This is a genomic window from Streptomyces tateyamensis, from assembly GCF_003205575.1.
In the GTDB taxonomy this organism is placed as follows: domain Bacteria; phylum Actinomycetota; class Actinomycetes; order Streptomycetales; family Streptomycetaceae; genus Kitasatospora; species Kitasatospora tateyamensis.
In genome coordinates this window covers 40,333-54,554 of sequence record NZ_PYBW01000005.1, presented here as the reverse complement: position 1 = coordinate 54,554, position 14,222 = coordinate 40,333, and the positions used below count along the sequence as shown (strand labels likewise).

The following is a 14,222-nucleotide window of genomic DNA, read 5'->3' as shown; positions in this document are numbered from 1 at the left end:
GACCCGGACGGCGGCGGTGCCGCCCGGCTCAGACGCAGTTCGGGCAGAGCCCGCGGTAGGTGACCTCGACCGCCGACACGGTGAACCCGAACCGCTCGCCGGCCGGCAGGTCGGCCAGCGGGTTGCCCAGCGGGTGCACGTCGCGGATGGTGCCGCAGTTGGAGCAGACCAGGTGCTGGTGCGGGCGGTGGGCGTTCGGGTCGTAGCGCTTGGCCCGCCCGTCGGTGGACACCTCTATGACCTCGCCGAGCGAGACCAGCTCGCCCAGCGTGTTGTAGACGGTCGCGCGGGAGATCTCGGGCAACCGCTGGGTGGCCCGGGCATGCACCTCGTCCGCGGTCAGGTGCACGTGGTCGCCGTCCAGGACCTCCGCAACGACACGCCGCTGGGAGGTCATCCGCCAGCCGCGTCCACGCAGTCGCTCCAGCAGGTCGCTCATATGGGTCACCTATTCAGGTCCGATGGGATCCCCGAACTTTATCAGCGGAGGATCTGACTCCGATTCGATCCGGACTTGATGTCCTTCTTGACTTGGAACTCGTCCATACTAGGATCGGTTCCGATGGTAGCCAAGGGACTGAAGGCTTCCAGTACAGGCGGGAGACGGAACCGTGACCGAACGACCGCTCCCGAGTACCGAGTGCCGCTCCCCGCACTGATCTGCTGGTCCGGAAGGAATACCCATGTCTGAGAACCTTGACGCGCAGGCCGCCGGCGGCTGCCCGGTCGCCCATGGCCGTGCACCGCCCCCCACCCAGGGCGGCGGCAACCGCCAGTGGTGGCCGGACCAGCTGAACTTGAAGATCCTGGCCAAGAACCCCGCCGTGGCGAACCCGCTGGGCGAGGAGTTCGACTACGCGGCCGCCTTCCAGAGCCTGGACCTGGCCGCGGTCAAGCAGGACATCGCCGAGGTGCTCACCAGCTCGCAGGAGTGGTGGCCGGCCGACTACGGCCACTACGGCCCGTTCATGATCCGGATGGCCTGGCACAGCGCCGGCACCTACCGGATCAGCGACGGCCGCGGCGGCGCCGGTGCCGGCCAGCAGCGCTTCGCCCCGCTGAACAGCTGGCCGGACAACGCCAACCTGGACAAGGCCCGCCGCCTGCTGTGGCCGGTCAAGAAGAAGTACGGCCAGAGCCTGTCCTGGGCCGACCTGATGGTGCTGACCGGCAACGTTGCGCTGGAGACGATGGGCTTCGAGACCTTCGGCTTCGCCGGCGGCCGCGCCGACGTCTGGGAGCCCGACGAGGACGTGTACTGGGGCCCCGAGAGCACCTGGCTCGGCGACGAGCGCTACACCGGCGACCGTGACCTGGAGAGCCCGCTCGGCGCGGTCCAGATGGGCCTGATCTACGTCAACCCCGAGGGCCCCAACGGCAACCCGGACCCGATCGCCGCCGCCCGCGACATCCGCGAGACCTTCCACCGGATGGCGATGAACGACGAGGAGACCGTGGCGCTGATCGCCGGCGGCCACACCTTCGGCAAGACCCACGGCGCCGGCCCGGCCGACCACGTCGGGGCGGAGCCCGAGGGCGCCCCGCTCGAGCAGCAGGGCCTGGGCTGGAAGTCCTCCTTCGGCACCGGGGTCGGCGGCGACGCCATCACCTCCGGCCTCGAGGGCGCCTGGACCCCGACCCCGAAGACCTGGGACAACACCTTCTTCGAGACCCTGTTCGGCTACGAGTGGGAGCTCAGCAAGAGCCCGGCCGGCGCCCACCAGTGGAAGCCCAAGGACGGGGCCGGCGCGGGCACCGTGCCGGACGCGCACGACGCGGCCAAGACCCACCAGCCGACCATGCTCACCACCGACCTGGCACTGCGCCTGGACCCGGTCTACGGGCCGATCTCGCGCCGCTTCCTGGAGCACCCGGAGCAGTTCGCCGACGCGTTCGCCCGCGCCTGGTTCAAGCTGACCCACCGTGACATGGGCCCGATCGCCCGCTACCTCGGCCCCGAGGTCCCCAGCGAGACGCTGCTCTGGCAGGACCCGATCCCGGCCGTCGAGCACCCGCTGGTCGACGCGGCCGACATCGCCGCGCTCAAGGAGCAGCTGCTCGCCTCCGGCCTGACGGTCTCCCAGCTGGTCTCCACCGCCTGGGCCGCCGCCTCCTCGTTCCGCGGCAGCGACAAGCGCGGCGGCGCCAACGGCGCCCGGCTGCGGCTGGAGCCGCAGCGCAGCTGGGAGGTCAACGAGCCCGACCAGCTGGCCGGCGTGCTGCGCACCCTGGAGGGCATCCAGTCCTCGTTCAACGCGGCGGCGAGCGGCGGCAAGCAGGTCTCGCTGGCCGACCTGATCGTGCTGGCCGGCGCGGCGGGCGTGGAGAAGGCCGCCAAGGACGCGGGCTTCGCCGTCGAGGTGCCGTTCACCCCGGGTCGTGGCGACACCACCCAGGAGCTGACCGACGCCGAGTCCTTCGCCCCGCTGGAGCCGGTCGCCGACGGGTTCCGCAACTACCTGGGCAAGGGCACCCGGCTGCCGGCCGAGTACCTGCTGCTGGACAAGGCCAACCTGCTCACCCTGAGCGCCCCCGAGCTGACCGTGCTGGTCGGCGGCCTGCGGGTGCTGGGCGCCAACTTCCAGCAGTCCTCGCTGGGCGTGTTGACCGAGAACCCCGGGCAGCTGACCAACGACTTCTTCGTCAACCTGCTGGACCTGGGCACCACCTGGGCGCCCACCTCGGCGGACTCGCAGACCTTCGAGGGCTCGGTCGACGGCCGGGTCAGGTGGACCGGCAGCCGGGTGGACCTGGTGTTCGGCTCCAACTCCGAGCTGCGCGCGCTGGCCGAGGTCTACGCGAGCGACGACGCCAAGCAGAAGTTCGTCACGGACTTCGTGGCGGCGTGGAGCAAGGTCATGGAGCTGGACCGGTTCTGAGCGACCCCGACCGGCGCGAGCCGCCGGTGAACGACTGACGGGGCCGCCCCGTTCGACCAGTACCGCCGCTCAGTCGCTGCCGTTGACCACGGCGGCCGGGATCGCACCGTCCTGCAGCTTGCGGTTGCTCAGCACCCCGTCGTACGTGCCGTTGAGGATCAGCCGCTCGACCGCCTTGGTCAGCACGTCGCGCAGCACGGTGTCCTCCTTGCGCAGCGCGATGCCGTACGGGCGGGGCTGCAGCTGCTGGCCGACCACCTGGAAGGTCTGGCCGTTGTCCACCGTCTCCGAGTGGAACAGCGCCTTGGGGTAGTCGGTCAGGTAGGCGGCGGCCTTGCCGGTGCGCACGTCGTCCTGGAGGGTGGTGTCGGCGTCCACCTCCAGGATCTTGAGCGGGCTGCCGGTGCGGGTGCAGGCGTTCTGCTGGTTGTTGGCCAGCGTGTCGTGGATCGTGCCCTTCTTCACCGCGACCGTCTTACCGCACAGCTTGTCGAGCGTGTTGATGCCCTCGGGGTTGCCCCGGTGCACCACGATGCCGACGCCGGCCATGAAGTAGTCGACGAAGTCGTTGCCCGCGTTGACCGGCTTCTCGTCGGCGTCCAGGCCGTTCTCGCGCTCGTGGGTGTCGGTGATGCCGGACATCGCCACGTCGTACTGCTTGGACAGCAGGCCGGGCAGCACGTTGGCGAACGCGCCCACGTCGTGGAACTCCAGCGTGACGCCGAGCTCCTTGGACAGGGCCGCCGCCAGGTCCGGGTCCAGCCCGTCCGGCTGCCCCTGGGAGTTCTTGAAGACCACCGGGGCGGCGGTGAAGGAGGCGCCGACGCTGATCACGCCGGCCTTGCGGATCGCGGCGGGCAGCTGGTCGTGCAGCGACTTGGTGGCGGAGCTGCCCGAGCCGCAGGCACTCAGCAGCAGGCTGCCGGCGGCCACCACGACCAGGGCGGCGTTGCGGCGATGGGAGTTGGGGGTCATCGTCAGTGCTCTTCCGGGAGGGTTCGAATCCACAGGGGCGTCTCGTCGGGGACCTGACAGGCATGGAACGCTGCCGGTACCCCTGATCCCGAGGAGCGCAGGGGGGTGCCGCCGCCACAACCCCTGCCGATCCCCGTGACGCCCGAAGGCGCGATGGCCGGTCAGACTATAACCACTGTTTCGCGTACACCAGAACCGTGTGACCTCGGTCATGCCCCGGCCGGTCGCCCCACCGGCGGGTTGACCGTCCGGCGGCGGTCGATCGGCGCAGCACTGATCACTTGAACGGTTTGCCGCCCCAGTTCGGGGACATGACGGGACTCTAGGGGGTGGCGGTCGGCCGCCCACCCGGAAAGATGTCCGAGCGGGGAGAGCGGAACGAGGGCGGTTGTCATGAAGACGCTGAGCAGCACCATCCGGGCGGCCATCGCGGTGTCCGTGGTGATACTGAACGTGTGGATCGTGCTGGACCTGGCCAAGGCCAACACCGGGCTCGCGGTGGTCCACTGGGTCCAGCAGGCCGCCAACTGGCTGGCGGGCTGGTCGCGCGGGATCTTCACCACGCACAACCGGGTCAGCCAGATCCTGCTGGACTACGGCGTGGCCGTGATCGCCTACCTGCTGGCCGGGTCGGTGGTCCGCCGCGGCTCCGCCAAGTGACGGGGCCTGCGTGAGGTTTCGACCCGGACCGCCGACGGGGAGCAGCACCGACTGACGGCGGGTCGGCTCCGGACCGCCGGCGGCCCGCCGCTGGACGGCCGGGCCGCGGCGCTGCCCCGGTGGACGCCGGTCAGCCCAGTGCGGCCGCCCGGTGGGTCGGGCGGCCGGCCAGCACGGTGAGCAGGACCGGGAGCCCGGCCAGCTCGGTGTCCGGGACGGCGAGCGGATCGTCGGCGAAGACCGTCAGGTCGGCCCGGTATCCGACGGCGAGCCGGCCCGCGAGCTCCTCCTCGCCGGCCAGCCAGGCCGGGGCCAGGGTGTAGCCCTGCAACGGGGTGAGAGCCTGGGCAGGCCCGTGCGGGGGCAGCGAGAGGTCGGCCGGGCGGCGGTGGCGGGCGCCGGCCATCACCGCGAGCGGGGCGAACGGGGCGATCGGCCAATCCGAACCGAGCGCCACCCGCACCCCCGCCTCCCACAGGTCGCGGCAGCGCCAGGCGCGCGAGGCACGCTCCTCGCCGAGCCGGCGGGACCAGTTGTCGGTGTGGTCGGCCCGGGTGTACTCGCAGCAGTGGGTGGGCTGCATCGAGGCGGTGACGCCCAGTTCGGCGAAGCGGCGCACGGTGGCGTCGGGGACGGTCTCGATGTGCTCGATCCGGTGCCGGACCGGGCCGCCGCGGCGCGCCCCCGCCTGCTCCAAAGCGTCCAGCGCATAGCGGACCGCCGCGTCGCCGATCGCGTGGGTGGCGGTCGGCACGCCCGCGGCGTGCAGCCGGGCCACGGTGCGGGCGTAGCCGGCGGGGTCGGGCCAGAAGGCGTGGGTCGACTCGCCCTGGCGGTCGGGTTGCTCCAGCCAGGCGGTTCCGTTGTCGATCGTCCGTGGCCGTCCACCAGGCCGGGGGTGACCACCGCGCCGCGCAGGTCGATGACCAGGGTGGCCGGTCCGGCCAGCGCCCGTAGCTCCTGGTCGGAGCCGAGGGCGCTGATCCGTCCGTCGCGCGCGGCCAGCGCGCGGTGCGGCAGCAACTCTCCGGTGGCCGGGTCGAGCAGGCGGGCGGAGAGCAGGATCAGCTCGGGGTGCGGGGTGGGGCCGGGGTCGGGCACGGGGGGGGTCCTCACTGGGGGTCGCGGGAGCGGGAGTCGCGGGGGTGGGGGTCGCCGGCCTCGGGGCCGTCGGCGTGGACACCGCCGGTGCGGCCGTCGCGGGCGGCGGCGAGCAGCGCGCCCTGGGGGAGGCCGAGTTCGCGTTCGGCGGTGTGGGCGGCGAAGTCGGTCACCGCGGGCGGCCGGTTGCTGCGGTCGGTGCTCGCATGGGCGCCCAGGCCGTCGAGCACCACCAGGATCCGGATCGCCGCGACGCCCGGGTCCGCGGTGCGGAAGCTGCCTTCGGCCACCCCGTCGGACAGCAGCGCGGTGAGCCGCTCGCGCCAGCGGGCCTCCTGGTGGGCGACCCGTTCGGCGAGCACCGGGCGGAACCGGCTCAGGTGGCGGGCGTTGAGCCACAGCCGGCTCAGGTCGTCGTAGCGCGGGCCGCCGGTCATCCCGAAGAAGCGGGCCAGCCGGTGCAGCGCGCCGGGGGCCGGGCCGACGGGCAGCGGCTCGTCCAGCTCCGGGCGGGGCGGCAGCGGCTCGTCCAGCTCCGGGCCGGCGGGCAGCAGCGCGCCGGGGCCCGGGCCGGGCGGCAGCAGCTCGTCCAACTCCTGGCCGGCCGCCGTGCCGAATGCCTCCGCCACCAGCTCCTCGGCCACCGGGAAGTAGTGGCTGATCAGGCCCGGACGCACCGTCAGCTCCTCCGCGACCCGGCGCATGGTGATGCACTCCAGGCCCACGGCATCGACCACATCCCCGACGGCGAGCGGCACGGCCGGCCGCGCGAGCTGTTCGCGGTCTGGGCCGCGCCCAACGTCAGCTACCTGAGCCTGGTGGTCGGCGGCGCGCTGGTGCTGCTGGGCCTGGACCTGCCCTGGAGGGCATCCTGCCGGGCTGGTTCCAGCCGCTCTTCCTGCTCGCCGTGGTGCTCGGGGCGATCGCCAACAACGCGATGACCGCCTACAGTTCGGGCCTGGCGCTGCTAGCGGTCGGGCTGCGGGTGCGGCGCTCGCGCAGCGTGGCGCTGGACGGCGCGCTCGGCGTGGCGCTGACCCTGTACGCGCTGCTGGTCTCCAACTTCCTGGACACCGTCAACAACATGCTGGAGCTGACGGTGGCGCTGCTCGGCCCGAGCATGACGATCTACGCCGTGGACATCCTGTGGCGGCGCAACCGGTACGACGGCGTGCGGCTGACCGACCAGCACCCGGGTGGCCCGTACTGGTACCGGGGCGGGGTCAACTGGGCCGGTGCCGCCGCGCTGGTGGCGGCCACCGCCGCGGCCGTGCTCTGCCTGCACACCACGCTGTACACCGGCCCGGTCGCGCACGCGCTGGACGGGGTCGACCTGTCGCTGCCGGTGGGCGTGCTGGTGGCGGCCGGGCTGTACCTGGCGCTGACGCGCCGTCGGCCCGCCGCGGGCTGACCGCGCTGCGCGAGCCTGCCGCCCGCCGACCTGACGTTTGTCAGACGGAGTCGGTGCGCCGTCACACTGGTGGCCGGGCGTGCGGGCGGCACATGATGAGGACCATGACACTGACGCAGTTCGACCGCGAACACCCCGACACCGTGAAGGCGTTCCGCACGGTGCGGTTGCTGGTGCAGGGCTACCTGGTGCTCAGCCTGCTCACCCTGGTGGTGATCGCGCTGGTGCGCCACGACCACTCCGCGACCACCTCGGCGATGTGGGGCCGCGGCATCGGCGTGGCGGTCAGCGCCGTGATCACCCTCTGGCTGGTCGACCGGGCTGCCAAGGGCTCCTACCGGGCCTACCGGCGGTTGCGGTTCCTGTCGCCGATCGTGGTGGTGGCCATCGTGTGGGTGGTGTCCACCGCGCCCTACCCGATGTGGATGAAGGTCGAGCAGGTGCTGTGCGGGCTGACGCTGCTGGGAGTGGCCGTGGTGGTCAACGGCAGCCACCTGCGCGGGCAGTTCGTGCGGGGCTGAGACCGGGGCAGGGGGCAGGGGGCCGGGGCCCTCGCCCCCTCCGCCGGTCGGTGTCCGACTGGCGGAAGCCCCTCAGCGGCCTCAACGGCCTCAGCGGCCGTACTTGGCCGGCGGCGGGTTGGCGGTGTCGCCCTGGGCGCCGTTGCGCAGGTACGGCCCGAGCCAGGTGTCGTAGGCGCTCTGCCACGGGCCCCGGCGGTAGCCGTCCAGGAACTGGTTGACCCAGGAGGCCAGGTCGGGGGCGGTGAGCGGGAGCGCGATCCCGTACGGCTCCTGGGTGATCGGGGCGCCCACCACCATGGTCTGCGGGTCCTGCGCGGCCAGGCCGGCCGCCACCGCGTCGTCGGTCAGCAGTGCGTCCACCTGACCGAGTTGGAGCTTGACCAGGCAGTCCAGGTCGGTGGTGAGGGCGACCACCGAACCGGCGCCGCGTGAGTTCTGCTTGAGCTGGTCCTGCGCGGTGGAGCCGTCCGAGACGCAGACCCGGCGCCCCGCCAGCGCCTGGTCGACGCTCTCGCCCGCCTGATGCCCCGTGCGCGGCACCAGGGCGCGCTGGCCGGCCACGAAGTAGACGGTCGAGAAGGCCACCTGCTGCTTGCGGTCGCAGGTGATGGTCATGGTGTGCACCACCACGTCGACCTGGCCGCTCTGCAGTGCCGGGATCCGCTTGGCGTTCGGCAGCGCCACCCAGTTGACCTTGTCCGCACTGCCCAGCAGGGCCTTGGCCATCGCCTTCACCAGGTCGATGTCGAAGCCGGCGGGCTTGCCGTCCGGCCCGCGGTAGCCCCAGCGGTAGTCGTTCAGGTCGATACCCGCGTTGAGCACCCCGCGGGCCTTGATCGCCTTGATCGTGGCGCCGTTCTCGTCACCGCTCGGCGGGTACGCGCTGGCGAACGGGTCGCAGTTCAGGTCGGCGGCCTGACGGGCGCTCACCCCCGCTCCACCCGGGCGTGGGGCAGCCGCACCGCCGGCCCGGCCGGCCGGCGCCGGTGCTCCGCAGGCTGCCGCCGCGGTGGCCAGCAGAGCGGCCAACACCCCTGCGGTTAAGGGCAGTCGAGATCTCTCGGGCTGCTGCATCAGGTCTCCTCCGGTCCACGGCGGTGCACTCGCCAAGCATGGCAGCGGAAGGACGCGCTCCGCAGGCGCTTCGGTTCCGCGGGCAGCTCGGTTCGCGGACGGGAGAGCCTGCGGAGGCGGTGGTGCGAGGCCGCGGGCGTGGGGGTGCGAGGGCGCGGGGTTTCGGGAGAGCGTGCGCGGAGAAATGACTGGCATTCAGACGTTGTTGTGGTGGACGAGGACGGACCGTACGGCGAAATGGGGTGGGCGCGATGCGCAGGAGCCAGGCCGAGCGCGAGGACGAGGCCGTGTGGATCACGGCAATCGTCGTCGCCGTCCTGCTGATCGGCACTCTGGGCGCGCTGGCGGGCGCGTTCGCCGGGCAGTTGATGCGCTGACGGTCGGGGCCCGCCGGTGAGAGGTGCTTTGCCGTTGCCAGGCACACCCGTCACCCCGCGCCCTCGGGGCCCGGTTCAGACCGCCGCGGGCCCGCGCTCGCCGGTGCGGACCCGGACCACGGTGTCGACCGGGACGGCCCAGATCTTGCCGTCCCCGATCTTGCCGGTGCGGGCGGCCGCGACCAGCGCCTCGATCACCGGATCCGCGTCCTCGTCCTCCACCACGACCTCGATCCGCACCTTGGGCACCAGGTCGATCTGGTACTCCGCGCCGCGGTACACCTCGGTGTGGCCGCGCTGGCGGCCGTAGCCGCTGGCCTCGGTGACGGTCAGTCCGTGGACGCCGAGCTCCAGCAGGGCGGTGCGGACGGCATCCAGCCGGAACGGCTTGACGACAGCGGTGATCAGCTTCATACGCGGGCGGCCTTGTCGGAGGAGGGCGGGCGGGGGAGCGAGCCGGTGTGCGGGGCCGACGCGCCGTGGCCCGGGACGCCGTGATCGTACGCGCTCTCCACAGGGCGGCGCGGTCCAGGCCGGTGGACGGGACGGGCCTCGGGCGGGCCAGGCCGAGGTAGCGCCGTGTCGTGGTGGGAACCGAAGCGCCGTCAGGCGCTCACGCCGCCGCCAGCGCCGCGTGCACGGCTGCGCGGCCCGCCTCGAACGCGGCCTCCAGCAGCGGGCCGTCCTTGGCCAGGCGGCCCACTTGGGGGGAGTCGGCGGCCGGGCGGACCGAGAGGACGGCGGGGTGCGGGGCGTCGAGGAGCAGGTCGTCGGCGAGCAGGCGTTCGGCGCGGGCCAGGTAGGCGGTGCGCAGGGGTTGCGGGTAGCGGCGCAGGACGGTGCGGGCCACCAGGTGCGAGCCCCGCGAGGGTGCGGCCACGGCCACGGCCACGGCGGCGGGCGCGCGGCGGGAGCGGAGCACCAGGACGTGGGTGGCCTGCTGGTCCAGTGCGGTGCGGAACGGGATCGACTCGGCCAGGCCCGCGTCGAACCAGCGCCGGCCCGCGAACTCGACCGGCGGCCCGGCCAGCAGCGGCAGCGCGGCGCTGGCCCGCAGTGCGAGCCGCAGGTCGGCGGGCGCGGCCAGGTACGGGCGCAGGTCGGTGGCGCGGCCGGTGGCCACGTCGGTGGCCAGTGGGTGCAGGGTGATCGGGTTGGCCAGCACGGTGGCGAAGTCCATCGGGGCCACGTTCACGTAGACGTGCTCGACCAGTTGGTGCATGTCCACGATCGGACGCCCGCGCCAGGGGTTGCCGACCCGGATCATCGCTCTCGCGTAGACCGGGTCGGCCCAGCCGCGCAGCAGCTCGGGTGCGCCGCTGAGCAGCCAGGCGCCGGAGATCGCGCCGGCCGAGGCGCCGTAGACCGCGTCGAAGGAGTCGAGCAGCCCCGCCTCGTGCACCGCCAGCGCCATCCCGGCGGAGATCGTCCCGCGCATCCCGCCGCCCTCGACGGCGAGCGCGACCCGGTACCCGTCGGTCCGGGCCCCGGGCCTGCTGCCCGCGGCGGCCCGCTCGGTGAGGATCCGCAGCACCTCGTGCGGGTTCTCCGGTGCCACGTCGTCCACCTTCACCTTCGGATCGGTACCGGTGAGTATCATAAGGTCGCCTGAAGCGACAGCAGGGGGTGGAGCGACCGGATGGGCTGGGACAGCACACAGGTGCGCGCACGAGTGGCGGCCCTGGCGGCCGGCGACTTCGAGCAGCAGCGGTTCGGCGCCGACCGGCACCGGTACCGGCTGCGGGAGCCGCTGAGCGGCGCCGCGGTCGAGGAGTTCGAGCACCGGCACGGTGTGCGGCTGCCCGAGGCCTACCGCCGCTTCCTGACCGAGGTGGCCGACGGGGGAGCGGGCCCGGAGTACGGGGTGCTCGGCCTGTTCGAGGAGGTGGACGAGGCGGGGGTGCTGCACGGCGAGCGGGCCGAGGCGCTGCGGCCGGGCTTCCTGGCCACCGCCTTCCCGCACACCGCCGCCCGGCTGCGCCGCGACGGGTACGCGGTGACGGGGAGTCTGGTGATCGGCGAGGGGTGCTGCGGCCAGTTCTCCCGACTTGTCGTCACCGGGCCGAGCGCCGGCCAGGTCTGGCTCGACGATCAGGTCCGCGGCGCGCTGACGCCGGGTCCGGACTTCCGCGACTGGTACCTGGCCTGGCTCGGGAGCGGCTGACGGCCCCGCCGCCGTGACGCGGGACACCACGGGCGGTGCAACGCGACGGGCGGGGGCAGGTGTGGAGAAACGGGTGACGTGACCACGGGCCGCCGTTGGCGGCGCGTGAGGTGACGACGGGTCGCCTCTGGCGACAGGTCTTGGGAGGGCGGGCGCACCTGGTGCGCCCGCCCTCTTTGTCGTGTCGGCCGGGCGGGGCCCGGCAGCTGGGGCAATTTGTGAGGGATTGATGGTATTTGGTGACGGAGATTCAGCCGTTCATTGCTGCCATATGAACTGTGACATTGTTCTGACTGTCATTCTGTGTCAGGATCCACGTCAATTCCCCTTTGCCTCGCGGCTCCCCCACCCGACCGGCCCCCATAGACCCGTCGAGTGCCCCCCGGAGTTAGGACCGCCTCATGCGCACGCGCATACAACTCCCCACTCTCATGGCCGGACTGCTGGCCGGTTGTGCCACCGCCGCGACCCTGCTGCCGACCCCGGCGGTGGCGGCCGCGGCCCCCACCGCCAAGGCGGGGCACACCGCCTCCGCCACCGCCGTCGTCCCGGGCCCGCTCGGCGGCACCGTCGCCGACGGCTCGCAGGACACCGCCCCCGTCGCCGCCCCGCTGCCCCCGGCCCTGCTCGGCCAGGCGGTGATGGGCCACCGCGCCGGAACCACCCTGCAGACCGGGCCCAGCACCGCCGCCCGCAAGCCGGCCGGCGCCGCCGGGCCGGCGACCACCGCCGGCGCCGCGGCCGCCCCCGCCACCGCCCAGACCTGCACCCCGGCCGACTTCGGCAGCCGCACCGGCGCCGCCCTGGTCAGCTTCGTCCAGGCCTCGACGATGGCCTGCGTCAACGGCCTGTTCAACCTCACCGGCCCCGACGCGACCGCCGTCTTCAAGCAGTCCCAGATGCTGGCCGTGGCGAACGCCTTCCAGCAGCAGGCCGCCGGCTACACCGGCGACAACTCCACCGGCATCTGGCAGTTGGTGCTGTTCCTGCGGGCCGGCTACTACGTCCAGTCGTACAACGCCGCCGCCGTCGGAAGCTACGACGCGACGCTGACCGCCGCCACCAAGGCCGGGATGGACGCCTTCTTCGCCGGCCCGCACTGGCGGGACGTCAACGACAACAACGGCCAGGTCCTCAAGGACGTGCTGATCCTCACCGACAGCGCCAACCTGCAGGCCAGTTACCTCGGGCTCTACCAGCAGGTGCTGGCCGCCTACAACAACAGCTACAACGCCTCGCCGAAGATGGTCGACGCGGTCAACGCGATCTTCTGGGCGCCGCTGTGGCGCGGCAACTGGAACACCGGCTTCGTCGACGCGATCGCCGCGGACCACAGCCTGATCAGCTCGCTGGCGGCGTTCACCCAGAACCACAAGGACCTGCTGCCCACCGCGAACTCCTTCCTGGACGTCAACGCGGGCAACGACCTGGCCCGGATGGCCGGCGACGGCCCCGCCGTCGAGGCGGCGGCCAAGCCGCTGGTCAAGCAGGTGCTCGACGGGATCCAGATCACCGGCCCGACCGGCCCGCTCTACGTGCACGTCGCCTTCAACGCCAACCAGTACGACGCCGCCAGCTGCTCGTACTTCGACGTGTGCAACCTGCCGGCCAAGCTGACCGCCGCGGTGCTGCCGCACCAACTGGTCTGCGACAACCGCAGCATCCAGACCGAGACGCTGTCGGACGCCGACCTGGCCGCCGTCTGCACCAGCCTGCGCGGCGAGGACACCTTCTTCCACAACCTGGTGAAGGACAGCGGCCCGGTCAACGCGTACGGCCGGAGCATCACGCTGGCCGTCTTCGCCAACCAGGCGGACTACCTCACCTACTCCTGGGCCATCTTCAACAACTCCACCAACAACGGTGGACAGACCGTGATGGACCCGACCGACCCGAACAACAAGCCGGTGTCGGTGATGTACCAGAAGTCGTGGAACGACAGCTTCCCGGCCAACGTGTGGAACCTCAACCACGAGTACACGCACTACCTGGACGGCATCTACGACATGAAGGGCAACTTCGGCACCGAGATCTCGGTGCCGGACATCTGGTGGATCGAGGGCGTGGCCGAGTACGAGTCCTACACCTACCGGGGCCTGTCGGACCAGCAGGCGCTCGGCGAGGCGGCCAAGCACACCTACAAGCTGAGCACCATCTTCCAGAACAGCTACGACAACTCGGACTCGGTGCGCACCTACCCGTGGGGCTACCTGGCGGTGCGGTACATGTTCGAGAAGCACCCCGACGTGATCCAGTCGATGCTGGGCCACTTCCGCACCGGTGACTACACCGGCGGCTACGCGGTCTACAACTCTCTGGGCACCAGCCTGGACGCCGACTTCGACTCCTGGCTGACCGCCTGTGCCGCCGGTGCCTGCTACGCGCAGGGCCCGACCGCGCTGTTCACCCAGTCGGTCAACGGTGCGACGGTCAGCCTGACCGACACCTCGGTGCAGACCGGCCCGGGCCGGATCACCGCCTGGCACTGGACCTTCGGCGACGGTACCTCCTCGGACCTGCAGAACCCGACCCACACCTACGCCAACGCCGGTACCTACACGGTCGCGCTGACCGTCACCGACAGCAGCGGCAAGTCCGACAGCAACCCCGCCTCGGCCGTGGTCACCACCGGCGCCGGCCCGGTCACCCTGCCGACCTGCACCGACCCCCGGACGGACGCGATGGGCCAGAACTGCTCCCGGTCCAACCAGTCCGCCACCGCCGGCAACCTGGTCTACAAGTACGTCTACCTGCCGGCCGGCACCAGCACGCTGAAGGTCACCACCTCCGGCGGCACCGGTACCGCGTACCTGTACTACAACGACAGCACCTGGGCCTCGCCGAGCGCCTTCACCGCCTCCTCCACCAACCCCGGCACCACCCAGACCCTCACGGTGACCAACCCGACCGCCGGCTACCGGTACGTCAGCCTGTACGCGGCCACCGACTTCAGCGGGGTGACGGTCAGCACGCAGTTCTGACCCCTGACCGGGCGTCGGCCCGGGCGGACCGCCGTCCAGCGGCCCGCCCGGGCCTCGCGCGTCCGAGCTTCGCGCA

General features: G+C 72.2%; 12 protein-coding genes and 2 pseudogenes. 7 read left to right on the top strand and 7 right to left on the bottom strand.

Annotated features, from left to right (window positions below; translation table 11 throughout):
- Nucleotides 1-28 precede the first annotated feature (28 nt).
- On the bottom strand, nt 29-439 hold the full coding sequence (locus tag C7C46_RS00920) for a Fur family transcriptional regulator (protein ID WP_110664592.1): 411 nt from the start codon (nt 437-439) through the stop codon (nt 29-31).
- A 244-nt stretch (nt 440-683) separates the two neighbouring features.
- Between C7C46_RS00920 and katG the strand changes: the two genes are divergently transcribed.
- Complete coding sequence (gene katG, locus C7C46_RS00915) at nt 684-2,879, top strand: catalase/peroxidase HPI (protein ID WP_110664591.1); 2,196 nt, start codon at nt 684-686, stop codon at nt 2,877-2,879.
- Between the two features lie 69 nt (nt 2,880-2,948).
- Here katG and C7C46_RS00910 read toward each other — a convergent pair whose 3' ends face one another.
- On the bottom strand, nt 2,949-3,854 hold the full coding sequence (locus C7C46_RS00910) for an ABC transporter substrate-binding protein (protein WP_181442121.1): 906 nt from the start codon (nt 3,852-3,854) through the stop codon (nt 2,949-2,951).
- Between the two features lie 393 nt (nt 3,855-4,247).
- Here C7C46_RS00910 and C7C46_RS00905 point away from each other — a divergent pair, with 393 nt between their 5' ends.
- Entirely contained in the window at nt 4,248-4,514 is a 267-nt protein-coding gene (locus C7C46_RS00905; RefSeq protein ID WP_110664589.1) for a hypothetical protein, read from the top strand.
- 130 nt (nt 4,515-4,644) lie between these two features.
- Here C7C46_RS00905 and C7C46_RS00900 read toward each other — a convergent pair.
- Together C7C46_RS00900 and C7C46_RS00895 are read right to left on the bottom strand one after the other, a co-directional pair.
- A pseudogene (locus C7C46_RS00900) lies at nt 4,645-5,388 on the bottom strand (amidohydrolase); the annotation flags it as partial.
- A gap of 238 nt (nt 5,389-5,626) precedes the next feature.
- A complete protein-coding gene (locus tag C7C46_RS00895; protein ID WP_110664665.1) occupies nt 5,627-6,319 on the bottom strand; it encodes a TetR family transcriptional regulator C-terminal domain-containing protein in 693 nt (230 codons plus the stop codon).
- A 143-nt stretch (nt 6,320-6,462) separates the two neighbouring features.
- On the opposite strand from C7C46_RS00895, the pseudogene C7C46_RS00890 reads away from it, so the two are divergent.
- Nucleotides 6,463-7,026: pseudogene (locus tag C7C46_RS00890) on the top strand (cytosine permease); the annotation flags it as partial.
- A gap of 104 nt (nt 7,027-7,130) precedes the next feature.
- Entirely contained in the window at nt 7,131-7,547 is a 417-nt protein-coding gene (locus C7C46_RS00885) for a hypothetical protein (protein ID WP_245983964.1), read from the top strand.
- A gap of 90 nt (nt 7,548-7,637) precedes the next feature.
- Here C7C46_RS00885 and C7C46_RS00880 read toward each other — a convergent pair whose 3' ends face one another.
- Nucleotides 7,638-8,480: a glutamate ABC transporter substrate-binding protein gene (locus C7C46_RS00880; protein WP_146258945.1), complete on the bottom strand. Its 843-nt coding sequence runs from the start codon at nt 8,478-8,480 to the stop codon at nt 7,638-7,640.
- Nucleotides 8,481-8,875: 395 nt separating this feature from the next.
- On the opposite strand from C7C46_RS00880, the gene C7C46_RS37180 reads away from it, so the two are divergent.
- Entirely contained in the window at nt 8,876-9,001 is a 126-nt protein-coding gene (locus C7C46_RS37180; RefSeq protein ID WP_281278509.1) for a hypothetical protein, read from the top strand.
- Nucleotides 9,002-9,076: 75 nt separating this feature from the next.
- On the opposite strand, the gene C7C46_RS00875 is transcribed toward C7C46_RS37180, so the two are convergent.
- Both C7C46_RS00875 and C7C46_RS00870 read right to left on the bottom strand, forming a co-directional pair.
- The gene (locus tag C7C46_RS00875) at nt 9,077-9,415 is read right to left on the bottom strand and encodes a P-II family nitrogen regulator (RefSeq protein ID WP_110664585.1); all 339 of its coding nucleotides are present in this window, start codon (nt 9,413-9,415) and stop codon (nt 9,077-9,079) included.
- A gap of 199 nt (nt 9,416-9,614) precedes the next feature.
- Nucleotides 9,615-10,601 carry a patatin-like phospholipase family protein gene (locus C7C46_RS00870; RefSeq protein WP_110664584.1) on the bottom strand — a complete coding sequence of 329 codons (987 nt, stop codon included), beginning with the start codon at nt 10,599-10,601 and terminating at the stop codon, nt 9,615-9,617.
- A 60-nt stretch (nt 10,602-10,661) separates the two neighbouring features.
- On the opposite strand from C7C46_RS00870, the gene C7C46_RS00865 reads away from it, so the two are divergent.
- Together C7C46_RS00865 and C7C46_RS00860 are read left to right on the top strand one after the other, a co-directional pair.
- Nucleotides 10,662-11,165: an SMI1/KNR4 family protein gene (locus C7C46_RS00865; protein ID WP_245983962.1), complete on the top strand. Its 504-nt coding sequence runs from the start codon at nt 10,662-10,664 to the stop codon at nt 11,163-11,165.
- 401 nt (nt 11,166-11,566) lie between these two features.
- Nucleotides 11,567-14,146, top strand: coding sequence for a collagenase (locus C7C46_RS00860; RefSeq protein ID WP_110664582.1), 2,580 nt, complete (start codon nt 11,567-11,569; stop codon nt 14,144-14,146).
- Nucleotides 14,147-14,222 lie beyond the last annotated feature (76 nt).

What these genes read in the sequence shown, in the direction of transcription:
- C7C46_RS00920 (WP_110664592.1), bottom strand. Translation starts at nt 439, where the DNA reads ATGAGCGACCTGCTGGAGCGACTGCGTGGACGCGGCTGGCGGATGACC.
- katG (WP_110664591.1), top strand. Translation starts at nt 684, where the DNA reads ATGTCTGAGAACCTTGACGCGCAGGCCGCCGGCGGCTGCCCGGTCGCC.
- C7C46_RS00910 (WP_181442121.1), bottom strand. Translation starts at nt 3,854, where the DNA reads ATGACCCCCAACTCCCATCGCCGCAACGCCGCCCTGGTCGTGGTGGCC.
- C7C46_RS00905 (WP_110664589.1), top strand. Translation starts at nt 4,248, where the DNA reads ATGAAGACGCTGAGCAGCACCATCCGGGCGGCCATCGCGGTGTCCGTG.
- C7C46_RS00895 (WP_110664665.1), bottom strand. Translation starts at nt 6,319, where the DNA reads ATGCGCCGGGTCGCGGAGGAGCTGACGGTGCGTCCGGGCCTGATCAGC.
- C7C46_RS00885 (WP_245983964.1), top strand. Translation starts at nt 7,131, where the DNA reads ATGACACTGACGCAGTTCGACCGCGAACACCCCGACACCGTGAAGGCG.
- C7C46_RS37180 (WP_281278509.1), top strand. Translation starts at nt 8,876, where the DNA reads ATGCGCAGGAGCCAGGCCGAGCGCGAGGACGAGGCCGTGTGGATCACG.
- C7C46_RS00875 (WP_110664585.1), bottom strand. Translation starts at nt 9,415, where the DNA reads ATGAAGCTGATCACCGCTGTCGTCAAGCCGTTCCGGCTGGATGCCGTC.
- C7C46_RS00870 (WP_110664584.1), bottom strand. Translation starts at nt 10,601, where the DNA reads ATGATACTCACCGGTACCGATCCGAAGGTGAAGGTGGACGACGTGGCA.
- C7C46_RS00860 (WP_110664582.1), top strand. Translation starts at nt 11,567, where the DNA reads ATGCGCACGCGCATACAACTCCCCACTCTCATGGCCGGACTGCTGGCC.